The sequence below is a fragment of the Amycolatopsis sp. cmx-4-54 genome (genome assembly GCF_046548895.1).
In the GTDB taxonomy this organism is placed as follows: Bacteria; Actinomycetota; Actinomycetes; order Mycobacteriales; family Pseudonocardiaceae; genus Amycolatopsis.
The window spans coordinates 646552-669830 of sequence record NZ_JAEBEJ010000004.1; the positions used below are offsets into that span (position 1 = coordinate 646552).

General features: G+C 68.5%; 26 protein-coding genes and 1 tRNA gene. 14 read left to right on the forward strand and 13 right to left on the reverse strand.

Annotation, left to right across the window (positions count from 1 at the left end; genetic code table 11):
* The first annotated feature begins 15 nt into the window (after positions 1 to 15).
* From ACLJQ7_RS16845 to ACLJQ7_RS16860, 4 genes are all read left to right on the forward strand, one after another.
* The gene (locus tag ACLJQ7_RS16845) at positions 16 to 1065 is read left to right on the forward strand and encodes a LacI family DNA-binding transcriptional regulator (protein ID WP_410649213.1); all 1050 of its coding nucleotides are present in this window, start codon (positions 16 to 18) and stop codon (positions 1063 to 1065) included.
* A 187-nt stretch (positions 1066 to 1252) separates the two neighbouring features.
* Positions 1253 to 1642, forward strand: a complete 390-nt coding sequence (locus ACLJQ7_RS16850; protein WP_410649132.1) for a peptidase inhibitor family I36 protein — start codon at positions 1253 to 1255, stop codon at positions 1640 to 1642.
* A gap of 242 nt (positions 1643 to 1884) precedes the next feature.
* Positions 1885 to 1958: transfer RNA gene (locus ACLJQ7_RS16855), tRNA-Arg, on the forward strand.
* 174 nt (positions 1959 to 2132) lie between these two features.
* Positions 2133 to 2744: an MFS transporter gene (locus ACLJQ7_RS16860; protein WP_410649133.1), complete on the forward strand. Its 612-nt coding sequence runs from the start codon at positions 2133 to 2135 to the stop codon at positions 2742 to 2744.
* Positions 2745 to 2747: 3 nt separating this feature from the next.
* On the opposite strand, the gene ACLJQ7_RS16865 is transcribed toward ACLJQ7_RS16860, so the two are convergent.
* The gene (locus tag ACLJQ7_RS16865) at positions 2748 to 3158 is read right to left on the reverse strand and encodes a MarR family transcriptional regulator (RefSeq protein ID WP_410649134.1); all 411 of its coding nucleotides are present in this window, start codon (positions 3156 to 3158) and stop codon (positions 2748 to 2750) included.
* 87 nt (positions 3159 to 3245) lie between these two features.
* Here ACLJQ7_RS16865 and ACLJQ7_RS16870 point away from each other — a divergent pair, with 87 nt between their 5' ends.
* From ACLJQ7_RS16870 to ACLJQ7_RS16880, 3 genes are all read left to right on the forward strand, one after another.
* On the forward strand, positions 3246 to 4322 hold the full coding sequence (locus ACLJQ7_RS16870) for a substrate-binding domain-containing protein (RefSeq protein ID WP_410649135.1): 1077 nt from the start codon (positions 3246 to 3248) through the stop codon (positions 4320 to 4322).
* Positions 4323 to 4405: 83 nt separating this feature from the next.
* A complete protein-coding gene (locus ACLJQ7_RS16875) occupies positions 4406 to 5029 on the forward strand; it encodes an AmiS/UreI family transporter (RefSeq protein ID WP_410649136.1) in 624 nt (207 codons plus the stop codon).
* The gene (locus ACLJQ7_RS16880) at positions 5016 to 6014 is read left to right on the forward strand and encodes an aliphatic amidase (protein ID WP_410649137.1); all 999 of its coding nucleotides are present in this window, start codon (positions 5016 to 5018) and stop codon (positions 6012 to 6014) included. The genes ACLJQ7_RS16875 and ACLJQ7_RS16880 overlap by 14 nt, the downstream gene beginning before the upstream one ends.
* Here ACLJQ7_RS16880 and ACLJQ7_RS16885 read toward each other — a convergent pair.
* On the reverse strand, positions 5995 to 6483 hold the full coding sequence (locus ACLJQ7_RS16885) for a hypothetical protein (RefSeq protein ID WP_410649138.1): 489 nt from the start codon (positions 6481 to 6483) through the stop codon (positions 5995 to 5997). The genes ACLJQ7_RS16880 and ACLJQ7_RS16885 overlap by 20 nt on opposite strands.
* A gap of 56 nt (positions 6484 to 6539) precedes the next feature.
* Between ACLJQ7_RS16885 and ACLJQ7_RS16890 the strand changes: the two genes are divergently transcribed.
* Positions 6540 to 7004, forward strand: a complete 465-nt coding sequence (locus tag ACLJQ7_RS16890; protein ID WP_410649139.1) for an SRPBCC family protein — start codon at positions 6540 to 6542, stop codon at positions 7002 to 7004.
* Here ACLJQ7_RS16890 and ACLJQ7_RS16895 read toward each other — a convergent pair.
* Positions 6944 to 8434, reverse strand: a complete 1491-nt coding sequence (locus ACLJQ7_RS16895) for an MFS transporter (protein ID WP_410649140.1) — start codon at positions 8432 to 8434, stop codon at positions 6944 to 6946. The two genes, ACLJQ7_RS16890 and ACLJQ7_RS16895, sit on opposite strands and share 61 nt — an antisense overlap.
* A gap of 55 nt (positions 8435 to 8489) precedes the next feature.
* Between ACLJQ7_RS16895 and ACLJQ7_RS16900 the strand changes: the two genes are divergently transcribed.
* The gene (locus tag ACLJQ7_RS16900; protein ID WP_410649141.1) at positions 8490 to 8912 is read left to right on the forward strand and encodes a winged helix-turn-helix transcriptional regulator; all 423 of its coding nucleotides are present in this window, start codon (positions 8490 to 8492) and stop codon (positions 8910 to 8912) included.
* Positions 8913 to 8920: 8 nt separating this feature from the next.
* Complete coding sequence (locus tag ACLJQ7_RS16905; RefSeq protein WP_410649142.1) at positions 8921 to 9889, forward strand: ROK family protein; 969 nt, start codon at positions 8921 to 8923, stop codon at positions 9887 to 9889.
* On the opposite strand, the gene ACLJQ7_RS16910 is transcribed toward ACLJQ7_RS16905, so the two are convergent.
* From ACLJQ7_RS16910 to ligD (ACLJQ7_RS16930), 5 genes are all read right to left on the reverse strand, one after another.
* Positions 9867 to 11255 (reverse strand): amino acid permease, encoded by a 1389-nt coding sequence (locus ACLJQ7_RS16910; protein ID WP_410649143.1) that lies wholly within the window; start codon positions 11253 to 11255, stop codon positions 9867 to 9869. The two genes, ACLJQ7_RS16905 and ACLJQ7_RS16910, sit on opposite strands and share 23 nt — an antisense overlap.
* Before the next feature lie 35 nt (positions 11256 to 11290).
* Positions 11291 to 12655, reverse strand: a complete 1365-nt coding sequence (locus ACLJQ7_RS16915; RefSeq protein WP_410649144.1) for a pyridoxal phosphate-dependent decarboxylase family protein — start codon at positions 12653 to 12655, stop codon at positions 11291 to 11293.
* A gap of 79 nt (positions 12656 to 12734) precedes the next feature.
* The gene (locus ACLJQ7_RS16920; RefSeq protein ID WP_410649214.1) at positions 12735 to 13268 is read right to left on the reverse strand and encodes a MarR family winged helix-turn-helix transcriptional regulator; all 534 of its coding nucleotides are present in this window, start codon (positions 13266 to 13268) and stop codon (positions 12735 to 12737) included.
* A 269-nt stretch (positions 13269 to 13537) separates the two neighbouring features.
* A complete protein-coding gene (locus tag ACLJQ7_RS16925) occupies positions 13538 to 13810 on the reverse strand; it encodes a hypothetical protein (RefSeq protein WP_410649145.1) in 273 nt (90 codons plus the stop codon).
* 60 nt (positions 13811 to 13870) lie between these two features.
* Positions 13871 to 14788: a non-homologous end-joining DNA ligase gene (gene ligD / locus ACLJQ7_RS16930; RefSeq protein WP_410649146.1), complete on the reverse strand. Its 918-nt coding sequence runs from the start codon at positions 14786 to 14788 to the stop codon at positions 13871 to 13873.
* A 46-nt stretch (positions 14789 to 14834) separates the two neighbouring features.
* On the opposite strand from ligD (ACLJQ7_RS16930), the gene ligD (ACLJQ7_RS16935) reads away from it, so the two are divergent.
* The gene (gene ligD, locus ACLJQ7_RS16935; RefSeq protein WP_410649147.1) at positions 14835 to 15800 is read left to right on the forward strand and encodes a non-homologous end-joining DNA ligase; all 966 of its coding nucleotides are present in this window, start codon (positions 14835 to 14837) and stop codon (positions 15798 to 15800) included.
* Here ligD (ACLJQ7_RS16935) and ACLJQ7_RS16940 read toward each other — a convergent pair.
* Both ACLJQ7_RS16940 and ACLJQ7_RS16945 read right to left on the reverse strand, forming a co-directional pair.
* Complete coding sequence (locus ACLJQ7_RS16940) at positions 15778 to 16176, reverse strand: VOC family protein (RefSeq protein WP_410649148.1); 399 nt, start codon at positions 16174 to 16176, stop codon at positions 15778 to 15780. The two genes, ligD (ACLJQ7_RS16935) and ACLJQ7_RS16940, sit on opposite strands and share 23 nt — an antisense overlap.
* Positions 16177 to 16181: 5 nt before the next feature.
* Positions 16182 to 17036, reverse strand: a complete 855-nt coding sequence (locus ACLJQ7_RS16945) for a sigma-70 family RNA polymerase sigma factor (RefSeq protein WP_410649149.1) — start codon at positions 17034 to 17036, stop codon at positions 16182 to 16184.
* Positions 17037 to 17140: 104 nt separating this feature from the next.
* Between ACLJQ7_RS16945 and ACLJQ7_RS16950 the strand changes: the two genes are divergently transcribed.
* Positions 17141 to 17554, forward strand: coding sequence for a VOC family protein (locus ACLJQ7_RS16950; RefSeq protein WP_410649150.1), 414 nt, complete (start codon positions 17141 to 17143; stop codon positions 17552 to 17554).
* Between the two features lie 44 nt (positions 17555 to 17598).
* On the opposite strand, the gene ACLJQ7_RS16955 is transcribed toward ACLJQ7_RS16950, so the two are convergent.
* Together ACLJQ7_RS16955 and ACLJQ7_RS16960 are read right to left on the reverse strand one after the other, a co-directional pair.
* Positions 17599 to 18645 carry a polymorphic toxin type 44 domain-containing protein gene (locus tag ACLJQ7_RS16955; protein WP_410649151.1) on the reverse strand — a complete coding sequence of 349 codons (1047 nt, stop codon included), beginning with the start codon at positions 18643 to 18645 and terminating at the stop codon, positions 17599 to 17601.
* A 6-nt stretch (positions 18646 to 18651) separates the two neighbouring features.
* Positions 18652 to 18954 (reverse strand): hypothetical protein, encoded by a 303-nt coding sequence (locus ACLJQ7_RS16960; protein ID WP_410649152.1) that lies wholly within the window; start codon positions 18952 to 18954, stop codon positions 18652 to 18654.
* Positions 18955 to 19129: 175 nt separating this feature from the next.
* Between ACLJQ7_RS16960 and ACLJQ7_RS16965 the strand changes: the two genes are divergently transcribed.
* Both ACLJQ7_RS16965 and ACLJQ7_RS16970 read left to right on the forward strand, forming a co-directional pair.
* Positions 19130 to 19939, forward strand: coding sequence for a DUF4097 family beta strand repeat-containing protein (locus ACLJQ7_RS16965; protein ID WP_410649153.1), 810 nt, complete (start codon positions 19130 to 19132; stop codon positions 19937 to 19939).
* A gap of 638 nt (positions 19940 to 20577) precedes the next feature.
* Complete coding sequence (locus ACLJQ7_RS16970) at positions 20578 to 21834, forward strand: DUF222 domain-containing protein (RefSeq protein WP_410649154.1); 1257 nt, start codon at positions 20578 to 20580, stop codon at positions 21832 to 21834.
* A 457-nt stretch (positions 21835 to 22291) separates the two neighbouring features.
* On the opposite strand, the gene pip is transcribed toward ACLJQ7_RS16970, so the two are convergent.
* Positions 22292 to 23227: a prolyl aminopeptidase gene (gene pip, locus ACLJQ7_RS16975; protein WP_410649155.1), complete on the reverse strand. Its 936-nt coding sequence runs from the start codon at positions 23225 to 23227 to the stop codon at positions 22292 to 22294.
* Between the last annotated feature and the right edge of the window lie 52 nt (positions 23228 to 23279).

The following is a 23279-nucleotide window of genomic DNA, read 5'->3' on the forward strand; positions in this document are numbered from 1 at the left end:
CGGCGAAGGCCGACGTTGGACGATGTCGCCGACGCCGTCGGGGTGTCGCGCGCGACCGTTTCCAACGCCTACAACCGGCCCGATCAGCTGTCCGCCCAGCTGCGGGAAGAGGTCCTTCGCGCGGCCAAGAAGATCGGGTACGCGGGGCCGAATCCGACCGCTCGCAGTCTCGCCACCAGCCGCACCGGCGCGATAGCCGTCCTGCTCGACACGAATCTTTCGACGGCGTTCTCGGATCCCGCGTTGTCGGTCACCCTCGACGCGCTCTCGACCGTCGTCGATCCCGAGGGCCACGCCCTGCTGCTGCTTCCCGGCGACGGCGAGAGCGGTGGGCCACGGGCGGAGCGGATCCTGACCGCGCAGGCCGACATCGCGGTGGCGTATTCGCTGGCCGACGGCGCGCCCGCGCTGACCGCGGTCCGAGACCGGGGCATGCCGCTGGTGGTCATCGACCAGCCGCATATCCGCGGTTCGGCGCGAATCGGCGTCGCGGACCGCGCGGGAGCGGCCGCCGCGGCCCGGCACCTGGTGGAACTCGGGCACCGGCGGATCGGGATCTTCTCGGCGCAGTGCCTCTCGGCGCCGCGCGGTGGCGAACTGAGCGTGGCCGAGGCCGGGAACAGCCGGTTCCACGACAACCGCGAACGGATGGCCGGCTACCTGGAGACACTGGCCGCCGCCGGGATCCCGGCGGGTGACGTGCCGATCTGGGAGGCGTCCGGACTCTCGGTCGAAGGAGCCCTCCCGAGCGCGTTCGGCCTGCTGGACCGGCGACCACGGCCGACGGCGCTGCTGTGCATGTCGGATCTCCTGGCGCTGGCGGCGATTTCGGCCGCCAGGCAGCTCGGCCTGTCGGTCCCAGGTGACCTTTCGGTCGTGGGTTACGACGACGTCCCGCCCGCCCGGTGGTCCGAACCACCGCTGACGACGGTCCGGCAGGACCTCGCCGCCAAGGGACGGACGGCCGGCGAGCTCGTGTTGGGTCTGTTGCGCGGGGAGAAGGTCCCCGCGCCCGCCGAGGTGCCCGCCGAACTGGTCATCCGGGACTCCACCGCGCCCGCGTAGCACCCGATTCCGGCGTGCGCAAGGCGCCTCGGCGATATGTGGACAACTCGCCCCGATCGAGCGGCGCACAACTACTTATCCACAGAAGTAGAAATGCGGGCAGACAAACCCTTCCCCGCGCGCCATCGTGGAATCACACATTCACCGACGGCGATCGAGCCGCCGATTCACGGGGGAGAACCCAGCTATGCAACGACGTCTGACGAACCTGCGCGCCCGCCTCCCGCATGTGCTCCTGCTGGCCATGTTCGGCCTGCTGACCAGCACCGGAGTCGCAAGCGCCACCACCGCGCCGCCCGAACCCGCCTGCCAGAAGGGCGAGTTCTGCGTATGGGGCGCAGATTCATACGGCGGCGCGGTGCACAAATTCGACCTGCGCACCTCCAATCCCGACGAATGCATTCCCTTACCCGAAGGCTTCGACGGACATTCGTTCGTCAACCGGCTGAGCCGGGACGTGACGATTTACCAGAGCGAGGAATGCACGACCGAAGGAGATTTCATCACCTATCCGGGTGGTGGCACCTACGTGCCCCAGGGACCGTTCGTGATCCGCGCCCTAAAGATCTGGGACTGACCACCCCGGCGGTTCGTGCCGATCGCTCGCGGACGAGTCGACTCGCGACCTGCGCGAACCCAGGGGCCGCTCCCCCGAAGCGGCCCCGGCCCGTGAGCGCGTCACCCCGCGTCGTGACGCGCTCACGGGCGTTCCAAAAAAGGGTGGGCTCGACCTGAAACGATCTGGCGGTGTCGAACGATCGACAGGTTGGCGACGGCTAAGCTGCCGATGCTGGGCGACACCCAACGTCGCCGATGTCGGCCCTCGTAGCTCAGCTGGATAGAGCAAGAGCCTTCTAATCTCTAGGTCGCAGGTTCAAGTCCTGCCGGGGGCACGTCGCGCTTGGTCAAGAGGTAACTCTTGGCCAGGCAACCGGACGCGGAAGCGTCCGGAGGACCGAGGACGGATCACGTCGATCCGGGCTCGGTCCGAGCAGGGCTGATGCTGGGGCATCACGGGATGTCCCAGCGGCGGCCCGTGACGTCGCCGGGCGCTATAGGTTGTCCGCATGTACGTGCCGCCGCAGCGCGACCCGCGTCCCACCGACGGTCCTCCCTGGTGGTTGGTCATCGGCCCCGGGTTCGCCGCGCTCATCGGGCTGTTCCTGCTCACCGTGATCTACCGGTTCGACGGTGAGTCCCCCTTGGGGATCGAGCTGGGCATGTCGAGCCAGGCCCTGCTGTTGAGCGGTCTCGTCGCGTACGTCGTCGCGGCCGCCATCGCGTTCCCGGGAGGCTTACTGCTCGGCCCGCGCTTCCCGACGTCGGTGACCGTGCCCGCACTCGTCTTGATGCTCCTCGGCGTGCTGCTGGTCGCCTTCGTTCCCGGCAGCGGCCTGCTCCTCGTCGGGCGGGTGCTCACCGGGCTCGGCGCGGGGGCTGTCCTCGGCGTGACCGTCGCGCTGATCCGACGGCTACGCACTGGTCGCGGCGCCGCGGCCGGGGTGATCGCGGGCCTCGGCGTCCTCGCCCTGGTGGTCGCACCGGTGCTCGGCGGCCTACTCTCGGACGCCACCGGCTTCCGGATGGTGTTCGTGGTGGCCGCGCTGTTCGTGTTCGCCGCAATCGTCGTCGCCGGGATCGTCGGCATCATCACGCTGGCCAAGCCGAAACACGCCTGACCTTCAGTCGCCGAGCGTCCGCAACACCGCGAGTACTTCGTCCGGCACGTCCAGGAGAGCTTCCACCTCCGACACCTTCGCGGCCACGCGCCGGTGCGTCGCCCGGCCCCGGGCGCTGAGGTGGACGAGGACGCGGCGTCTGTCGGCGTCGTCGACCTCGCGGTAGGCCTGCGCGGTGGTCACGAGTTTGTCGACCACCCTGGTCAACGTCGGGGCGGTGGCGAGCGTCCGGTCGGCGAGGTCGGCCATGGCGAGGCCGCCCTTACCGCTCAGCGTGTCCAGCACCAGCCATTGGTCCAGGGTGAGGCCTTCCTTGGCGAGCACCTGCTCCACCCTGGCGGCGACGGCCCGGGCGGCGCGGGTGAGCGAGCCGGTGAGTGACGTTCCGGCGGTCGTGACGCCGCGTGTCCCCATATCCCGTCCCCTTGCCAAAACCGGACACCCTCGCGATACTTCCAGGTGAAAGCACTTTGACCTTACCGGGCCACCGCACGGAGCGCCATGCCCCCACGCCTCGCCACCCGGCCCCGCGACGACACCTGGCGGGTGGCCATGGTGGTCCCGTTGCAGGGACCGGCCGGGCTGTTCGGCCCGTCGTGCGAGGCGATCACAGAGCTGGCCGTCCACGAGCTCAACGAATCCGGCGGCATCCTCGGCAGGCAGGTCGAGGCCGAGGTGGTGGACGGTGGCGGCACACCCGCGCGAGTGGCCGACGAAGTGCGGCGGCTGGTCGCCGGCGGGCAGGTCGACGCGGTCAGCGGCTGGCACATCTCGTCGATCCGGCACGCGCTCGCGCCGGTCGTGGCCGACCGGGTGCCGTATGTGTACACCTCGCTTTACGAAGGCGGCGAGCGCCGCTCGGGCATCTTCTGCACGGGCGAGACGCCGCGCTGCCAGATCGAACCTGCCCTGCGCTGGCTGCGCGATCACCTCGGCGCTCGGCGCTGGTTCGTCGTCGGCGACGACTACGTCTGGCCGCACCGGTCGACCCGCGCGATCCGCCACTACGCCAAGGATCTCGGTCTGCGCATCACCGGAGAGGCGTTCGTCGGGCTCGGCGCCGGCGATATGTCCACAGTGGTCCGTGCAGTCGAACAGTCCACAAGCGACGGTGTGCTCATGTTGCTGGTCGGGCAGGACGCGGTGCGCTTCAACCGGGCTTTCTCCGCGCACGGGCTCAGCGACCGGCTGCTCCGGTTCAGCCCGTTGATGGAGGAGAACATGCTCCTCGCGAGCGGCGCGCACGCCACCGGCAACCTCTACGTCTCCGCCGCTTACTTCCGCTCGATGGTCACCGCCGACGCGATGGACCTCCTCGGCCGGTACGTGGGCCGCAACGGCCCTGGCGCCCCGGCGTTGAACAACGCCGCCGAATCCTGTTACGAGGGGCTGCACACGCTGGCCGAACTCGTCGGCAGGGCGGGGACGTCGGAGCTTCCCGCGCTCAACGCGGCGATCGACGGCGTCGCCTATCACGGACCGCGCGGCACGATCGAGTTCCGCGGGCAGCAGGCCGATCAGCACGTCCATCTCGCGGTCGCCGACGGTTACGACTTCGAAGTCCTCACGCGGCTCTGAAATCCCCCTCTTGACTCGCTCCGGCCCACCATATACTTTCATTTGAAATTATTCCATGTGACGCACGTTCTGCGGAGGTGGGCATGGGCAACGTGGGCCTGCTCTACGTCGGCGCCGCCTTGATGATCAACGGCCTGATGTTGCTCGGCCGGGTACCGCCGCGTTCGGCGGCGGTGCTGAACCTGTTCGTCGGCGCGCTGCAGTGCGTCACCCCGACCGTGCTGATCGTCCAGGCGAACGGGAATCCCGACGCGATCCTGGCCGCGTCCGGCCTGTACCTGTTCGGTTTCACCTACCTGTACGTCGGCATCGCGAACCTCGCCGGCCTGGATCCCGAAGGCATCGGCTGGTTCTCGCTCTTCGTGGCCGGCGCCGCCGTGGTGTACGCCGGAATCGCCTTCTGGCACGGCAACGACCCTGTTTTCGGGGTCATCTGGCTGTCCTGGGCATTGCTGTGGACGTTGTTCTTCCTGGTACTCGGCCTCGGCAAAGAACAGTTGACGCGATTCACCGGCTGGACCGTCCTGCTGCTCAGCCAGCCGACCTGCACGGTGCCCGCCTTCCTCGGGCTCACCGGCGCCTACCGCAGCGACGGCGGCACCGCGCTGCTGGCGGCCGCGATCGCGGTGGCGCTGGTCGCGGCCGCCGGATCCCTCGACGTCCTGAAAAACCGTTCGGAGAAAAGGAGTCTTCATGCGACACGGTGACATTTCCGCCAGCCCGGACACGGTCGGTGTCGCGGTGGTCAACTACAAGATGCCGCGCCTGCACACCAAGGCCGAAGTCCTCGACAACGCCCGCAAGATCGCCGAAATGGTGGTGGGCATGAAGTCCGGCCTTCCCGGCATGGATCTCGTGGTGTTCCCCGAGTACTCGACGCAGGGCATCATGTACGACCCCAAGGAGATGTACGAGACCGCGGCGACGATTCCCGGCGAAGAGACCGAAATCTTCGCGGCCGCGTGCCGGGAAGCCCAGACCTGGGGCGTCTTCTCCATCACCGGTGAGCGGCACGAAGACCACCCGGACAAGCCGCCGTACAACACGCTCGTACTCATCAACGACCGCGGCGAGATCGTCCAGAAATACCGCAAGATCCTGCCGTGGTGCCCGATCGAAGGCTGGTACCCGGGCGAAGAGACCTACGTCAGCGACGGCCCGAAGGGCATGAAGATCTCGCTGATCATCTGCGACGACGGGAACTACCCGGAGATCTGGCGTGACTGCGCGATGAAGGGCGCCGAACTGATCGTGCGCTGCCAAGGCTACATGTACCCGGCCAAGGAACAGCAGATCCTGATGGCCAAGGCGATGGCGTGGGCCAACAACTGTTACGTGGCCGTGGCGAACGCCGCCGGTTTCGACGGCGTGTACTCCTACTTCGGCCATTCCGCGATCATCGGCTTCGACGGCCGCACGCTCGGTGAGACCGGCGAGGAGGAATACGGGATCCAGTACGCGCAGCTGTCGGTTTCGGCGATCCGCGACGCGCGCGCCTACGACCAGTCGCAGAACCACATCTTCAAGCTGCTGCACCGCGGCTACACCGGTGTGCGGGACGCGGACGAAGGCGACAAGGGCGTGGCCGACTGCCCGTTCGACTTCTACCAGCTCTGGGTCACCGACGCCAAGAAGGCGCAGGAGAAGGTCGAGTCGATCACCCGCGACACCATCACTCCTCGGCACCCATGATGAGCACGGTGAGCCGAACACCCCGTGACGTGTGGGCGAAACTCAGCACCAGCGGGACGAGCACGAGCGCGAAGTAGGTCCACAAAGGCCAGTGGTACAGATGGTTCAGGTGCCACGTTTCCTTGAGGGCGATGAAGAAGGCGCCTCCGGTGACGATGAACCAGCCGCGGGCCTTGTTGGCGAAGGTGGCCATGGTGCGCCGCTGCTCGGCCGTGAACGAGTTCATGACCTCGCGGTGCACCTTGCGCCGCCGTCGCCGTTCCTTGGCGATGGCCACCGGCGGCAGCAGCCACCACCAGCGCGAAATCGGCTCGCCGTACGAAGGCCGGGGCACCTCGACCGAGCGCAGTTCGCGGAAGCGCTCGCTCTCCTCACGGAGTTCGAGCGCGCCCTGGTACATGGGCCCGGCCACGAGGAGCCAGCCGCCGAGGAAGGCGGACCAGGCGATGAAGTACTCGATGTGGATCACCCCTCCCCGGATCACCGTCGTCCGTGATCCGCGATGATCAGCCTAGACTCGTCGCCATGGACAGGATCGACAGCGGCAGCCGGACGATCGCCGCCCCGCCCGAGACCGTCTACCAGGCGCTCCTGGACCGGGAGTCGCTCGAAGCCTGGCTGCCGCCCGAGGGGATGCGCGGCCGCGTCGAGCACTGGGATCCGCGGCCCGGCGGCGGTTTCCGCATGATCCTCACCTACCTCGACGCGTCCGCCGCGCCCGGCAAATCGTCGGACGCGACGGACGTGGTCGAAGTCGGGTTCGCCGAGCTGGTGCCCGCCGAACGCGTGGTGCAGCGGGCCGTCTTCGAGTCCGAGGACCCGGCGTTCGCGGGCACCATGACGATGACCTGGAGCCTGGCCGCCGCGGGTGACGGCACCGAGGTGACCGTCACCGCGACGGACGTGCCGTCCGGTATCGGCCAGGCCGATCACGAGGCCGGGATCGCCTCTTCACTGGCCAACCTGGCCTCCTTCGCCGAAACGCGCTGACGGCCGGACGCGATCACGAGCGCGGCGACGACGGCCATCACCAGCGGCACGACCAGCGCCGCCCGGAAACCGCCGAGCGCGGCCTCTCGCGAACCGTCGCCGAGCGCGGCGACGTTGACGGCGGTCACCGCGGACAGCCCGAGCGCCGCCCCGAACTGGAACGCCGTGTACAGCAGCCCGCCCGCGAGCCCCTGTTCGTCCTCGGCGATCCCGTCGGTGGCGACGATCGTCAGCGGGCCGTAGGCGAGCGCGAACCCGAGACCGAGGATGATCATCGACGGGAACATCGCCGCGTACGTCCAGTCCAGGCCCAGCGGCAGGAAGAGCGCGTACGCCACGGCGGCCAGCACGAGCCCGCCGAAGATCAGCCGGGTGTTGCCGAACCTCGCCACCAGCCGCGGGGTCAGCGTCGGCGCGAGGATCGCGTCGATCCCGACGGCCAGCAGCGCCAGGCTCGTCTCCAGCGTCGACCAGCCCCGCAGTTCCTGCAGGTACAGCGTGACGAGGAACTGGAACCCGAAGAACGAACCGGCGAACAGCAGGGCGCTGACGTTCGCCCGCACCAGCGGACCCGACCTCAGGATGCCCAGCCGCACCAGCGGCGCGGGCGTGCGGCGTTCCACGGCCACGAAGGCCGTCAGCGCCGCCACTCCCCCGGCGAACGACGCGAGGGTCCAGCCCCAGCCCTGTGCGGGGTGTTCCAGCCGGACCACCGCGTAGGCGATCAGCAGCATCGCCACGGTCACGGTGAGCGCTCCGGGGAAGTCCAGGCGGCGCGGTACGCGTTTCTCACCGGCAGGTTCCTTGATGAGCCACAGCGCGGCGAGCAGGATGACGGCGGACAGGATCACCGGCGTGAAGAACACCCAGCGCCAGTCGATCCTGGTCAGCAGGCCGCCGATGACCAGGCCGAGCGAGAAACCGCCCGCCCCGGTACCGGCGTAGAACAGCAGCGCCTTGTTGCGTTTCGGGCCCTCCTCGAAGCTCGTGGTGATGATGGACAGCCCGGCCGGGGTCATGAAGGCCGCGGCGACGCCGGTGACGAACCGGGCGAGCAGCAGCATCCAGCCTTCGGTGGCGAACCCGCCAAGCCCGGAGAAGACGAGGAACACCACCAGCCAGGCGAGGAACATGCGGCGGCGGCCGTACATGTCGGCCGCGCGCCCGCCCAGCAGCATGAACCCGCCGTAACCGAGCACGTAGGCGGACACGACGCCGCTCAGCGTCGCCGTCGACAGCCCGAGTTCGGCCCGGATGGACGGCAGCGCCACGTTCAGCATCGCGACGTCGATGCCCTCCAGGAAGATGGCGCCGCACAGCACTACGAGCACGCCCCAGGCCCGCCCGCCCATCCGGTCGGCGCGCGGAAGCGTTTGCGAGTTGCTCAAGATCGGATCTCCCTCGGTGAACGGGAACCGACGGTTACTCATCGGCCGGTCGGTTCCCTCTTGTAACCAAGGGGATCTTCCGTCACCATCGACGACCATGGAAGAAGGCACTTTGAACTCACCTAGTCGTTGTGAACTCACCGAGGAGGACTACGAGGCCTTCCAGTGGGACACGCGCGAGGACTGCGAGGTCCGCCAGATCCTGGACAGGGTGGCGGACAAGTGGTCGCTCCTGGTGATCGCGCTGCTCGACCGGAACACGCTGCGGTTCACCGAGCTCAAGTACAAGATCGACGGCATCAGCCAGCGCATGCTCACCACCACGCTGCGGCATCTCGAACGCGACGGACTGGTGAGCCGCACCGTCTACCCGGTCGTGCCGCCGCGGGTCGAGTACGCGCTGACGCCGCTGGGGATGACGCTGCACAAGACGATCCAGTCGCTGGTCACCTGGACCGAGGACCACCAGAGCGAGATCGCCCTCGCGCGCGCGCAGTACGACAAACGCGTCACCGTCTAGGGAGCCGCATGGCCAGGCTGTCCGGAGGGGATCCGTCACTGCTGCGGCGGCTCAACGCCATCGCCGTCCTGCGGGCGCTGTACGCGGCCGAGGAACTCACCCTCGCGGAACTGGTCAAAGCGAGCGAAGTCTCCCGTCCGACGGTCGAGGAGATCGCCGCCGACCTCGGTGAACAGGGGCTGGTCGAGGAGGTCCCGCTACCTCCCGGCGCACCGCGGCGGGTGGGGAGACCCGCCAAGCGATACCGCTTCCGCCACGAGTCCGGGCACGTCGCGGGCCTCGAGATCGGCCCGCATCAGGCGTTGTGCCTGGTCGCCGATCTGCGGGGCGAGGTCGTCGGGAGGGCGAAGGCCGGGCTCACCCCGGCTTCGGCCGCCACGGACCGGCTCGGCACCGCGCACCGAGTGCTCGCCGCGGCCGTCGAAGGCTGCGTCGGCCTGCGGGTGCTCGGCATCGGCACCACCGGCGTGGTGTCCGGCGGCAAGGTCCTCCGCGACGATCGGCTTCCCGGCTGGACCGGCGTCGACCTGGCCTCGGAGTTCGGCAGCGGCTACCCGGTGCTGGCCGGGAGCGACACCCAGCTCGCGACGCTGGCCGAACACTGGCGCGGCGCCGCGCGCGGCGTCGACGACGTCGTCTACGTGCGGGCCGGGCGCACCGTCTCGCTGGGGCTGCTGCTCGGCGGGAAACTGCACGCGGGCCACCACGGCGCGGCCGGCGAGATCGGTGCCCTGCGACCCGCCGGCGGGTTCGCCGAGCTGGTCGCCGCGACCGTGCTCGCCGTCGACCCGCAACTGGTGGTGATCGGCGGCAGCGGGGAGCTGACGACGCTGCGCGCCGAACTGGCCCGGCTGTGCCTCTTCCCGGTGCGCGTCGAGCCGTCGGCGCTCGGCGAAGACTCGGTGGCTCTCGGCGCGGTCCGGCTGGCGCTGAGCCGGGTGGAGCGCGACCTGTTCAGCGTCGCGGATGTCGCCTGAGCAGGCCGATCACCATGATCAGCCCGGCGACCGCACCGCTGGTGAACAGCTGCGTCCGCGCGTCGGCGTCCGTCCACATGAGAATGAGCACGCCCGCCATCGCGATCAGCGCGACCCAGCTGAGCCACGGGAAACCCCACATCCGCACCGGCAGGTCCGCGGCCGTGCCGTCGCGGTCGGCGGCGCGGCGCAGCTTGAGCTGGGAGATCGCGATGAAGATCCAGACCAGCAGGATGTTCGCGCCGATGGCGTTCAGCAGGAACGGCAGGACGTGTTCGGGGGCGAGGAAGTTCAGCAGTACGGCCACGAAACCGAAGGCCACCGATGCGAGCACCGCCGTCCTCGGGACGCCCGCGCCGGACAGCTTCAGCATCGCGCGCGGCGCTTCACCGCGGTCGGCCAGGGAGAACACCATCCGCGAGGCGCCGTAGAGGTTCGCGTTCAACGCCGAGAGCAACGAGGTCAGCACGACGAAACTCATCAGGAGCGCGGCCGACGGCACCCCGATCCGCTCCAGGATGGTCACGAACGGGCTGGTGTTGGCCGAAGCGGTCTCCCACGGCAGCAACAGCACCATCAGCGCCACGGAACCGACGTAGAACAGCAGCAGCCGCACGATGACCGTGCGCGTGGTGCGCCGGATCGAATCCGCCGGGTCGTCGGACTCCGCCGCGGCGATGGTGACCAGTTCCATGCCACCGAAGGAGAACGCGACCGCGAGCAGACCGGTCAGCACGCCTTGGAGGCCGTTGGGCAGGAAACCGCCGTGCCCGGTGAGGTTGTCAAGGCCGACCGGCGAGGTACCCGGCAGGATCCCGAACACCGCCAGCGTGCCGAGGACGAGGAAGCCGACCACGGCGGTCACCTTGATCGCGCCGAACCAGAACTCGAACTCCCCGAACGAGCGCACGGCGAACAGGTTCACCACCGTCAGCACGGCCATGAACAGCAGCACCCAGGTCCACTGTGGAATTTGCGGCAGCAGGCCGTTCGCGATCCCGGCCGCCGCGGTGGCCTCGGCCGCGACCACGACCACCAGCAGCGACCAGTACAGCCAGCCGACGGTGAACCCGGCCCAGCGCCCGAGCGCCTTTTCCGCGTACACCGAGAACGAACCGCTGCTCGGCTCGGCGGCGGCCATCTCGCCCAGCATGCGCATCACGAGCACCATGAGCAGACCCGCGACCACGTACGACAGCAGGATGCCGGGGCCCGCGGTCTTGATACCCGCGCCGGTGCCGACGAACAGCCCGGCGCCGATCGCGCCGCTGATGGCCAGCATGGTGACGTGCCGCCGCCGGAAACCGGTACCGAGCGACCGGGTCTCGATCGCGGTCACGGGCTCGGCGGGACCTGGTGCGGGCATGGCGGATCCATTCGTCTGCGGTGGTACACGGCGGCTCAACCGCGGGACAACTCTTCCAGTCGCTCGTGAAGCCGGTCGACGTGGTCCTCGCTTTCGGGCTTCATCAGCACGCTACGCAGGATCCGCGCGCCGTCCGCATCCGCGTCGGCCCCGGTGTGACGCAGACCGAACTGCGACTCGCTCACCCGCAGCGTGCTGAGGAACACCGGTTCCCGCGCCGCGGCCATGCCGTTGCGCAGGATCCGCGCGCTCGCCTGGTCGATGTTCGACAGCGAAAACGGTTCCGTGCGCGGGAAGTAGGTGACGATGTCGAGTTCCGGTGGCTGGTACAGGTCGAACCGCTCGGAGTCCTCCAGCAGCTTCGCCCACCGCAACGCCGCGCGCCGCCCGGCCGCGAGCACCCGGCCCAGCCCGTCGGGGGTGGGCGGCAGCACCCGGAAGGTGAGCCACAACGCGGCGGCGGCCGCACCCGCCCGGGAGCATTCGAGGCTGATCTCGCCGAGATGCAGGTCTTCCGAGGTGAAGTAGGTGTACGGCGAATCGTGCAGGTAGAACCGGCCCGCCGCGGGATCGGAGAACAGCACCGCGCCGCAACCATAGGGCTGAAGGCCGTGCTTGTGCGGGTCGATGACGATCGAATCGGCCTCGGCGATGGCGAGCCACGGGGCTTCGGGCAGCCCCTCCGGACCGTCCAAACCGGACAGAAGCCGGAAGAAACCTCCGTACGCGGCGTCGACGTGCACCCGGACGCCGTAACGTTCACGCAGTGCCAGCGCCTCGTGGATCGGCTCCACCGTGCCGAGCGCGGTCGTGCCGGCGGTGAGCACCACGGTGCCGATCTTCCCAGTGCGCAAGAGGTCTTCGAGCGCGTCGAGATCCATCGCGCCGCGCGCATCGACAGGCACCGTATGCCCCTCGACGCCGAGCACACCGCACATCCGGCCGTGCGTGTAATGCGCCTCGGCGCTGTACGCGATCCCCTTGCCGGGATGCGTTTCCCGCGCGACGAACAGCGCCTCGAGGTTCGCCATCGTGCCGCTGGTGGTCAGATGCCCCAGGTGCTCGGTGTAGCCGAACATCGTGGCCAGCTCGCCGACGACCTCGCGTTCCATCTCGGCGGTCGCGGGGCCGCCGTCGAGCGCGTGGTTGTTGGGGTTGACCAGCATCGTGGCCAGGTAACCGACCACCGCGGCCGGATGCGGCGGTTTGAGCATCTGCCCGGCGTAGGACGGGTGGAAGAACGGGTAGTTGTCCTTCAACCGCTCGGTGAGCTCTTCGAACGCGGCCTCGAACCGCCCGTCGGAGATCTCCAGTGCCGGATGCGGACGGAAGGACGGGAACGTCTCCGCCCACGCCTCGTTCGACGTCAACGCCTGACCGAGCCAGTACCGGAAATCCATCAAGCGCGCCCTTCGTATCGTTCGGCTCCAAAAAACGTAGGAGTCGGCGGAGGTCTCGCGCAACCGTCTTCGGTAGGGGTCAGATCTTCCGGGTACGCCGCTCCTCGCCCTTCTCCTCCAGCTGCCTGACGATCTCCCGCAGCGAAGCGGCCAGCTCGGTGCAGTCCGCGGGGCTGAGCCGTTCGGTGACGAACGCTTCCTCCTGGTTGAACTCCGGGAAGAGCTCCCGCATCAGCCGCTCCCCTTCCGGGGTCAGCGCGAGCAGTACCAAACGTCCGTCGACCGGATGTTTGCGGCGGGTGACCAGACCGTGCGCCTCCAGGGTCTTCATGACCCCGGTGAGCGTTCCCTTCGTGATACCGGACTCCGCGGCGACGTGCCTGGTCTCCTTCTCACCGAAGATCCACACCACCCACAGCACCACGAACGCGGTCCAAGTGAGACCCGCGGTGCGCAGGACCGAGTTCTCGAAATGCAGCCGGACGGCGGTCGCGGCGCGGTGGAGATTGGCCACCGCCTCCATCCGCTCCCACAGCAGCGGGATCCCGCCCAGTTTGGCCCGTACGGCGTTCTCGGTTTCGGCCAGCGTGTGATACCCGGTCAACAGCCACATCCTCACCGGCCCCGGAGGTACCAGCCCGGTGGGCGCGCACCCCCGCGCACCCGCTCCGCAGATCGTATGCGGAACGGGCGGGAGTCCACAGTGGTCTTTCCGAGGCTAGGCCGTGTCCTGTAAGTCTGTTCGATGGGCTTCGTGATCCAGGTGGTTCCTGGCGGTGCGGGCGGGCCGGCCTCGTACCGGGTCGTACTCGGCCGCGTCCGCCCGTGCCGCCAGGGACCGCTTGGGCGCGGAGACCGCGAACAAGACTTGCAGGACACGGCCTAGGCGACGGACGCGAGCGGCTCCACGAGTTCTTGTCCTGTTTCGGACAAACGCGCCGGTACCCGGCTGCCGGGAACGCCACCGGCGGGAAGCCGGATCAGCCCGGCGTGGGCGAGGCGGTGGGCCGTGCTCTGGTCACTGCACGGCAGGCCGTCGACATAGAGATCCGGCTCCAGGCTGACGGTGATCTCGGCCCTGCCCTGGGCCACCGCTCGCAGCATGGCCCGGGCCCGGTAGGACAGGCCTTCGAGGTCTATGGCTCTCTCGTTCATTGGGTGTCACTCCTCTGAACTGGGAGTTTCCCGTCAGCCATGCTTCAAACATGACCCCGGTCACCGTTGGGGTACGGCCGCGCGATGCTCGGCGATGTCGCCGAACAGGTCCCCCATCTCCTCGACGCGCTCGAGGACCTGCTCGGCGGTGAACAGCAGGTCCTCGGCCTTGCGGCAGGCTTCGACCTCCTCCCAGGTCACCGGAGTGGAGACGGTCGGGATGGCGCGGCCTCGCAGCGAGTACGGCGCGATCGTGGTCTTGGCGGTGTTGTTCTGGCTCCAGTCGATGAACACCCGGCCGGGGCGGATGGCCTTGGTCATCCTGGCGACCACGTTTTCCGGCGAGCTGCGCGCGAGTTCCTCCGCGACGGCCTTGGCGTACTCGGAGGTGCGCTCGTCGGACCGCGTCCGCACCGGGCAGTACAGCTGCATTCCCTTGTTGCCGCTTGTCTTCGCGTACACGGTGAGACCGTCTCCGATGAGCAGGTCGCTGAGGATCTCGGCCACCCGGCAGCAGTCGACGACGTCGGCGGGCGGACCGGGATCGAGGTCGAACACCAGCAGATCGGGCGATTTCCGCGCCCCGCGCGGACCGACCGTCCACTGTGGAATGTGCAGTTCCAGTGCGGCGAGATTGGCCGCCCACATCAGCGTCGGCAGGTCGCCGACGACCGGGTAGTCGAGCGTCTCGTCCCCGCCCCGGCGGCCGCGGTTGGTGAGCCGCGCCGTGCGCACCCAGTCGGGGGCGTGCCGGGAAACGTTCTTCTCGTAGAACGGTTCTCCGTCGACCCCGTCGGGGAACCGGCGGAACGTGACGGCGCGATCGCGCAGATGGGGGAGCAGGACAGGGGCTATCCGGCGGTAGTAGTCGAGGACCTCTCGCTTGGTGAAACCGTGCGCAGGGTAGAGCACCTTGTCCAGATTGGACAGGCCCAGCCGCCGCCCCTCGACCTCGACCGTTATCCGCTCTTCAGGCACCCTTCGACGATAGATCACCAGCGGGGTTTCCGGGGTACCGTGAGGCATGAGCACCGTGCCGGACGCGATCGCCCCGATGCTGGCGACCGACGGCGACCTGCCCACCGGCGGCTGGGGTTACGAATACAAATGGGACGGCTACCGCTGCTGCCTGCGTGTCGCGCGGGACGGCGAGACGCGCCTGACCAGCCGCCGGGGCCTCGACATCACGGCGACGTACCCGGACGTGACCGCGGAAGCGCTCAGCGGGCACGAAGCCGTCCTCGACGGCGAGATCGTCGTCCTCGACGACCAGGGGCGGCCCAGCTTCCCGTTGCTGCAAACGCGGCATCTGCGCACTCCGGACGAGTCGCTGCTGGAACGCAGCCCAGTGCATTTCTTCGCCTTCGACGTGCTGTTCCTCGACGGTGACGCCCTGCTCGACGAGCCGTACGGGGCCCGGCGTGAGGTGCTGACGTCCCTCGGCGCCGGTGGTCGCATCGCCGTCCCGCCGGGGTACACCGACGACGACGTCTCCCCCGAGCAACTGTTCGAGGTCGTCCGGCAACACGGGCTCGAAGGGCTGATCGCGAAGAAGCTCGACAGCCGCTACTACCCCGGCAAGCGGACACGCCAATGGGTCAAACGGGCGCTGTGGCACACCCAAGAGGTCGTGATCGGCGGCTGGCGTCCCGGCGACGGACGGCGCTCGGGAACACTCGGCGCGTTGCTGCTCGGGGCGCACGACGAATCCGGCGGCCTTCGGTACATCGGTGACGTCGGGACCGGATTCAGCGACAAGGTCCTCGAAGACCTGCACGCCCGGCTCGCGCCACTGGAACGGAAGAAGCCACCGTTCACTTCGGAGGTCCCCCGCGACCGGGCCCGGCGGGTGCGCTGGGTCGAGCCCGAACTCGTCGGGGAGGTCGTCCACCGGAACTGGACCCCGGACGGGCGTCTGCGGCATACGACCTGGCGAGGCCTGCGGGCGGACAAGACGCCCGAGGACATCAAACTTCCCTCCGCTGGATGAAGCGCAGCATGTTGCCGGAGGGGTCGAGGAAGGCGCAGTCGCGGACTCCGCCGGGCCGGTCGATCGGTTCCTGCATCACTTCCGCGCCCGCGGCCTCGATGCGCTCGAAGGTGCCGTCGCAGTCTTCGGTCGCGAAGACGAGCCGGCTCAGCAGGGCTTTGGACATCAGGTCTTCGATCGCGGACCGGTCCGCCGGTGAGGCGCCCCGGTCGGTGCCGGGTGGTTCGAGGACGATCCGCACGTCCGGCTGCGAAGGCGGACCGACACTCACCGGTCCGTCGTTCCACACGGTGAAGCCGAGCACGTCCCGGTAGAAGCCGAGCGCGCTGCCGAGATCGTGGACGACGAGTGTGCAGGAGGAGAACCGGAGGTCCATGCCGGTCAGGCTTCGCTGACTTTGGCGCTGAGAAAGGCGATGTCAAGGCTCCGGATGCGCTCAGGGTCGGTGTCGATGTCGATCCGGGTGATCTTCCCGTCGCCGAAGCCGAACGTGAAGACGGCCTTCGCCTCGCCACGATGCGACCAGACGGCCGACGGAACGCCGTCGACCAGGGCGAGCCTGGCCGCCTCGGCGCGTCCGGAGAAGAAGGCCGCCACCGCCTGGCCGCCGCGGACCTCCCCGACCACGGCGTCCGGGTCGAGCAGCTCGAGCAGGGCTTCGAAATCCCCGTTCCGGGCGGCGGCCAGGAAGGCGGCGATGACCTCCCGTTTCGGGGATCGCGCGGCGTCGGTCTCGTCGGAGGCGGTCTGCACCCGGCGCCGCGCCCGGCTCGCGAGCTGGCGGGACGCCGCCGGGGAGCGGCCGAGGACGGTGCCGATCTCGCCGAACGACACGGCGAACACGTCGTGCAGGACGAACGCGAGCCGCTCGGCGGGGGTCAGCTTGTCCAGCACCACCATCAACGCGACCCCGACCGAGTCGGCCAGCAACGCCTCGTCCTCCGGGCCTTCCTGGCCGGTGTCCGGCACGGCGGGCTCGGGCGGCAGCGCCCCGGCGGACTCCTCCCGCCTGGCGCGGCGGGATTCCAGCATGTTCAGGCACACCCTGGCGACGACCGTGGTCAGCCAGCCCGCCGGATTCTCGATCTCGTCGGTCTCCGCGCGGCTGACCCGCAGCCACGCCTCTTGCACCGCGTCCTCGGCCTCCCCGGGTGAGCCGAGGATCCGGTAGGCCACCGCCCGCAGGCGGCTTTGGTGCTCGGCGAACCGCTCGCTCACCCAATCGTGCTCGGCCATCTGTCACATTCCTCCGTCCGGGTCGGTCACATCGAATGACCGGCGAACCCGTCCCGATGTGACATCGCCGGTCCGACCACCCTTCGAGTCCACAGGAGAACATCATGAAAGCGCACGTCAGCTCGATCCTCCTCGGTGTCCAGGACCTGGCCAGGTCCAAGGCGTTCTACACCGAGGGGCTCGGCTGGAAGATCAAGGACGACTACGGCGTCTCGGTGTTCTTCGAACCGGACGGCGGCTCGCGGGTCGGCTTCTACGGCCGCGAAGGACTGGCCGGTCAGGTGGGCACGAGCCCCGAGGGCAGCGGGTTCAGCGGGCTGGTCCTCACCTACGTCGTCCGCAGCGAAACCCGCGTCGACGAGGTCGTCGCGGAGGCGGAGAAGGCCGGCGCCACGATCCTGAAAGCCGCGGGCGCCCTGCCGTGGGGCGGGTACGGCGGCACCTTCGCGGACCTGGACGGCTACATCTGGAGCATCGGCTACAGCGCGAAGGGCACGGATCAGCCGTACGCGGAGTGATCACCGCGTGAGCCTGGCCCCTCGTCGCGCGCGCGGGGCCAGGCTCACAGCGGCCGGATGGCGCCTGCCTGCTCGAATCTCTCGCGGTGATCGAGGATCGCCTTGGTGACGGCCTCCGGGGTCAACGCGCCCGGACCGTACTCGTGCGCGAGCTCGATACCCAGTTGTACGGACGCCTGGTCGGCGGGATCGGTGGGATGGCCGTCCTTCCAGTCGGCGGCGTTGGCGCCGGCGTGCAGGGTCCATTCGTCGATTCCGCCGAGGGTGCCGACGTACCCGTAATGGATGTTGGACCAGACGTCGTACCGGATCTGTCCCCGCAGCCCCGGCAGCGGGGTGAACGTGTTGTCCCCCGTGGTCATGTCCAGGATCCTGCCCTTGTGGTCCCACTGGGCACCGGTGTTCACGAGGTCGTACCACGCCTTGAGCGCCTCGGCCTTGTCGCCGATCGACGTGAAGGGATTCACCTTGTCCTTCAAGAGATCCCGGATGTTCCGGAGATCCGCCGACTGCCCGTTGCGCACCATCTCGTCGGTGATGAACGCGAGAATGGCGTCGTATTCGGCGACCGGGTCCTCCGAAGCGTTCTGAGTGGTGACGCCCGAATCGAGACCGTTGACCGAGGTGACGCCCGCGGTGAGCAGGTCCCGGACCGCGTTGGCCACGACGAGGACGAAATCGCGCCGTTCCCCTTCGTCCCGCATGTTCGCGTAAGGCTGCTCCCGGTCGTCGACTGTCGCGCGGATGGACTGCTTCACCTGCGCGACCACCGACGCGAACCGGCTGACGTGGTCGAACAGCTGCTGACAGCTCGTCCTGACGTTGGTGGTCGTCCGTATCGTGCCCTCGACGCGCTGCGCGAACATCTCGCCTGCCTTGTCCCGCCACGCGTCCCGGATGTCGTCCGGCTCGACCCGGACCGGTGTGAACGCCAGTGAGGCGTCACGCCAGGCGACCGCGAGCGCCTGGACCTTGTCCTCGTCGGTGTCGGGCCAGGCCATCGCGGGCTCCCGGCTCCCCCGCACCGCTTCGATCTCGGCACTGACCGCCGCCCACAATCCGTGGGCGTTGCCCGGCCGCGGCACGACCATCCGGCCCTACTTCCCGAACCCGGAGGCGGCGTCCCGATCCGCCTGGGCGTAGGTCGCCGCGGAGATCTTCGCCCCGTAGCCGTCGGCCTGCCACAGCGCCGGGAGCGGATCGGCGTGACTCAGCACCGAGATCTCCGACGGCCGGTATTCGCCGAGGAAAGCCGTGCCGAGCGGGTCGACGCCGATTCCGGCCCGTTCGGTTTCGATGATCCGCCGGAACTTGCCCCACTCGCGTTCCAGGTCGTCACCGATCGCGACGAGTTGTGCCCCGATCCGGTTCACCGTGGGGACTTCCATGTCGATGGACATCGGGCCTCCCTTCCCTTCGGGTGATTCTCCGGCCACTCGGCGAAGACCGGGCCGTCGTGGCCTGTATCGGCCAAACCCGTGTCCCCGGCGTGTCAGTGCCGTGGCGGTCCGGTGTCAGGACGGTCGGCGATCGTTGCTTTCACCACGAGAGATCACCACCACCGAGGAGTTCGAGGTGTCTGTTTTCCCCACGCCGCAGCCGATCACCGCCACGCTGACCATCGCCGGTGCCCGGGTGCGCGTCGCCGCGAGCGAGCGCCCGGACACGGTGGTGCTGGTCGAGCCGATCGACGCCGCGAGCAAGTCGGACGTGAAGGTCGCCGCGAACACCAAGGTCGGCTTCGACGACGGGAAACTGTCGATCGAGACGAAGAAGGCCGGCGGCAAGAACGGCTCGGTCGCCATCACCATCGAGGTGCCCACCGGTTCACAGCTGGTGCTGAACTCGGCCTGGTCGCACGTGAGCGCCGAAGGGCAGTTCGGGGACTGCTCGCTGGAAATGTCGTCGGGCCGGGTTCTGATCGACCGCGTCACGGCGGTGCGCGGCAACCTCGCGGCCGGTGAGGTCGCGATCGGGCACATTGCCGGGACGGCGGACCTCGAAGGCGGCTCGGCCGGACTCCGGATCGGCGAGGCCGGCGGCGTCGTCAGGTACTCGGGTTCGACCGGCAAGGTCTGGATCGGGCACGCCCGGTCCGACGTCGACCTCTCCGGTGCGAGCGGAAGTTTCGACATCGACCGCGCCGACGGCGACGTCGTCGCGCAGGCCGCCAACTGCCCGATCCGCGTCGGACGCCTGTCGCACGGTTCCGCCGAGCTGGCGAACGCGTCCGGTGGCATCGAAGTCGGCGTCGACGCGGCCGCCGCGTCGGTGGATGCCAAGAGCACCAAGGGATCCGTGCGCAACTCCGTCGCCGCCGGCGGGAGCGTCAAGGTCCACGCGCGCACGCGGCTCGACGACATCGTCATCCACCGCGCCGCGTGAAGCTCGGGTCCGGGGTGGTCGCAATTAGTCGGCTAATTGCGGCCACCTCCGTCCGGTCGGGTGAAGCGAGCGGGGGTGGGGATTCGGGACGTCGTGTGTCCCCGGTTGCCGAATGCGGCCCACGCCTTTGACTTCTCTGCGCTCTTCGCTCGCTTCGCCGCTTTAAGGCTCCTTCGCGGCTCTCTTCGCCGGGCACTTTTAGGTCCTTCGCGCCCTTGGATGCTGGGCGGTTTGAGGCTGGCTCGGGTGGTCGGTTCGGCCCGATGACATCGTCATCCGCCCCGCCGCGTGGGCCCTCGGGTCTGGGTTGTCGCAATTAGTCGGCTAATTGCGGTCACCTTCGCGTTCCTTCATGTGCTTCGCGGGCTTAAGGGCGCTTCGCTGCTCAGTGCGGGCACTTTTCTCTGTTCGGCCTTTCGGGTTAGCGCAGGTGCTCGATCCGGCTCGGTGACAACATCCGGCACGCCGCGTGGGCCTCGGCCCGGGGCGGTCGCAATTAGTTGGCTAATTGCGGTTACCTTCGCGTTCCTTCAGGCCCTTCGCGCCCTTAAGAGCGCTTCGCTTCCGGATTTAAGCGATTTCCTTCGTTGAGCCGTTTGGGCTAGCGCAGGTGTTCGACTCGGGGTAATGTCGGTGTTGTGGCCAGCGACGATGCATCTCCAGGGACGTCCACCGAGTGGTGGCGCGTCGACACCGCGACGCTGCATGCCCGCAAACAAGAACTCGAAGTTGTGAAGCGTCGGGCGGATGCGGAGCAGAACGCGATCCTCGCGGAAATCAATTCCCGCGGTATCCGTGGATGTAGCGGGCATGCGACGTTGGCGGCACTGATTTTCGAGGACTTCCTCGTAACGGACAAAGAGGCCAGCGACCGCGCCGACCGCGTCCTGGCACTACATCCCGGCCCGGCGATCGGCGGCGACCCCGAACCACCCCTAGCCCCGTTGACCGCCCAGGCTGCCGCGGAGGGGGTGATCGGGGGTTCGCAGATCGACGCGATCATCCGCACCCTGACCCGTATCCCGTCCAGTGTGCCGGAGGAGGACGTGCGGGGCGGGGAGAAGATCCTGGTCGAGCTGGCGCGTCGGGCGGGGCCTCGGCAGATCGCCCGGGCTGGACGCCGCCTGCTGGACAAGCTGGATCCGGACGGGAAAGAGCCCCGCAATGAGGATCCGAAGGAGACCCGGCCGGAGTTGCGGTTCGTCAAGCACCGTGACGGCACCCTCGGCGTGAAAGCCAGACTCGACCTCGAAACCTACGCCCGCCTGAAATCCGACCTGGATCCCATGGCGAAGCCGCACAAGGCGGTCGACGGGGTGCGGGACTCCCGTAGCCAGGACGAGCGCTACGGGGACGCCTTCACCGACTACGTCCGCTTGAAAACCACCAGCCGGAATCTTCCCGGACAAGCTGGGGAAGCGACGCACATTCTGGTCACCATGTCCTACGAGGATCTGATCAACGACCTCGGTGAGGCGCACCTGGATCTGGTGGGGCCGATCAGCGCCACCGACGCCCGCATCCTCGCCTGCGACGCTCGCGTCCGGCCCGGTGTTCTGGGTACCGCAGGCGAACCGTTGGACATCGGGCGGTCGAAACGCACCGTGTCCCTCGCCCAGAAATACGCGCTCACCCTCCGCGACGGTGGCTGCGCGTTCCCGGGCTGCGACATGCCCGTGCCCCGCTGCACCGCCCACCACATCGTCTTCTGGCGACAACACGGCGAAACAAAGATCGACAACCTCGTGCTGCTGTGCACCAAACACCACCGGCTCATCCACCACAGCACATGGAAAGTCCGCATCGCCCAAGACGGACTCCCCGAATTCACCCCACCTGGCTACCTCGACCCCGCCGGCACACCGAGACGGAACACCATGCACCTCAGGACATAAGCCGACCCCTGTGAGAAACCATCCGAACTCGACTGGCTTGACATGGCTACCTCAACGGTGCGACGTAGGCGGATTGCCCTCGGCCGATGTCCGGCGGTCCGTTTCGGCGCGCTTTCCGATCGGACAGCCACAAGAGGCTGACCACCGACGGAATCGCGGTCGTATACTGGACCTCCGGCGGTACGGGAGGCCGTGTCGGAGCCAGCGCAACACTCCTATGATCGCGGAGCTGGCCGAACAAGGCACCACCGTGCCGAACGCCTACCGACCCAGGCAAAGCTCGGACAGGTGCCAGACCGTCTGCTTCCTCTTGAGCACCAAGCCAAACGGCGTTCCTGAAGCAACCGCCGACTATGTGGATTCGTTGCGTTGAACGAATCCACACGGTCCCGCCTCGCCGGTCTACCCAGGACCATCAAGCGCGGCGCACGAACACACGCCCGAGCCCCCACCGCCCTCAGGCCGCGAACCGCTCCAGCGCGGCCAGCTTCCACGCTCGTTTCACGTCACTCGAGTGATGTCCCGAGTCGTCGTCGATCAGCAACTCCGCTCCGGGCCAGGCGTGGGCGAGTTCCCAGGCCGTGTCCACCGGGCAGCTCAGGTCTCGGCGGCCGTGGATCAGCACACCCGGAATGTCCCGCAACAGACCGGCGTCGCGGATCAGCTCGCCGGGTTCCAGCCAGCCCGCGTGGGAGTAGTAGTGCGTGACGAGGCGTGCGAAAGCGAGTTCCCACTCGCTGATCGGACCATTGTGGACGGCCGCGCCGGGTTCCAGGGACAGCACGGTGTCCTCCCAGACACACCAGGCGCGCGCGGCGTCGGTCCGCACCCGGGCGTCGGGATCTTGCATAAGCCGTGCGTAGGCGGCGACCAGGTCGCCGGTCAGATCGCCGCGGAAACGGGCCCATTCTTCGGGGAAGAAGCGGCCGACGCCGTGATACAGCCAGTCGATCTCGGACGGCCGTGTCGTGCTGATGGAGCTGACGACGATCTCGGTGACCCGCTCCGGGAACCGTTCGGCGTAGGCGAGCGCGAGCGTCGTGCCCCACGAACCTCCGGTGACAAGCCAGCGTTCGATACCCAGATGTTTCCGTAGCCGTTCCATGTCGGCGACGAGATGATCCGTCGTGTTGTGCCGGAGATCGGTCGCCGGGTCGCTCGCGTGCGGGGTGCTGCGGCCGCAGCCGCGCTGATCGAACAGCACCGCACGGTAGCGGGCCGGGTCGAACATCCGCCGCATTCCCGGCGCGCAGCCCTGCCCGGGGCCGCCGTGCAGCATGACCGCCGGCTTCCCGGCCGGATTCCCGCAGGTCTCCCAGTAGACGGAATTGCCGTCACCTACATCGAGCAGCCCGCTGTCGTACGGCTCGGCCGGTGGATACAGAGCGATCATGGACCAAGGCTAGACCGTCGGTGAGGCCACGAAACACTTTCGCCGCAACGAA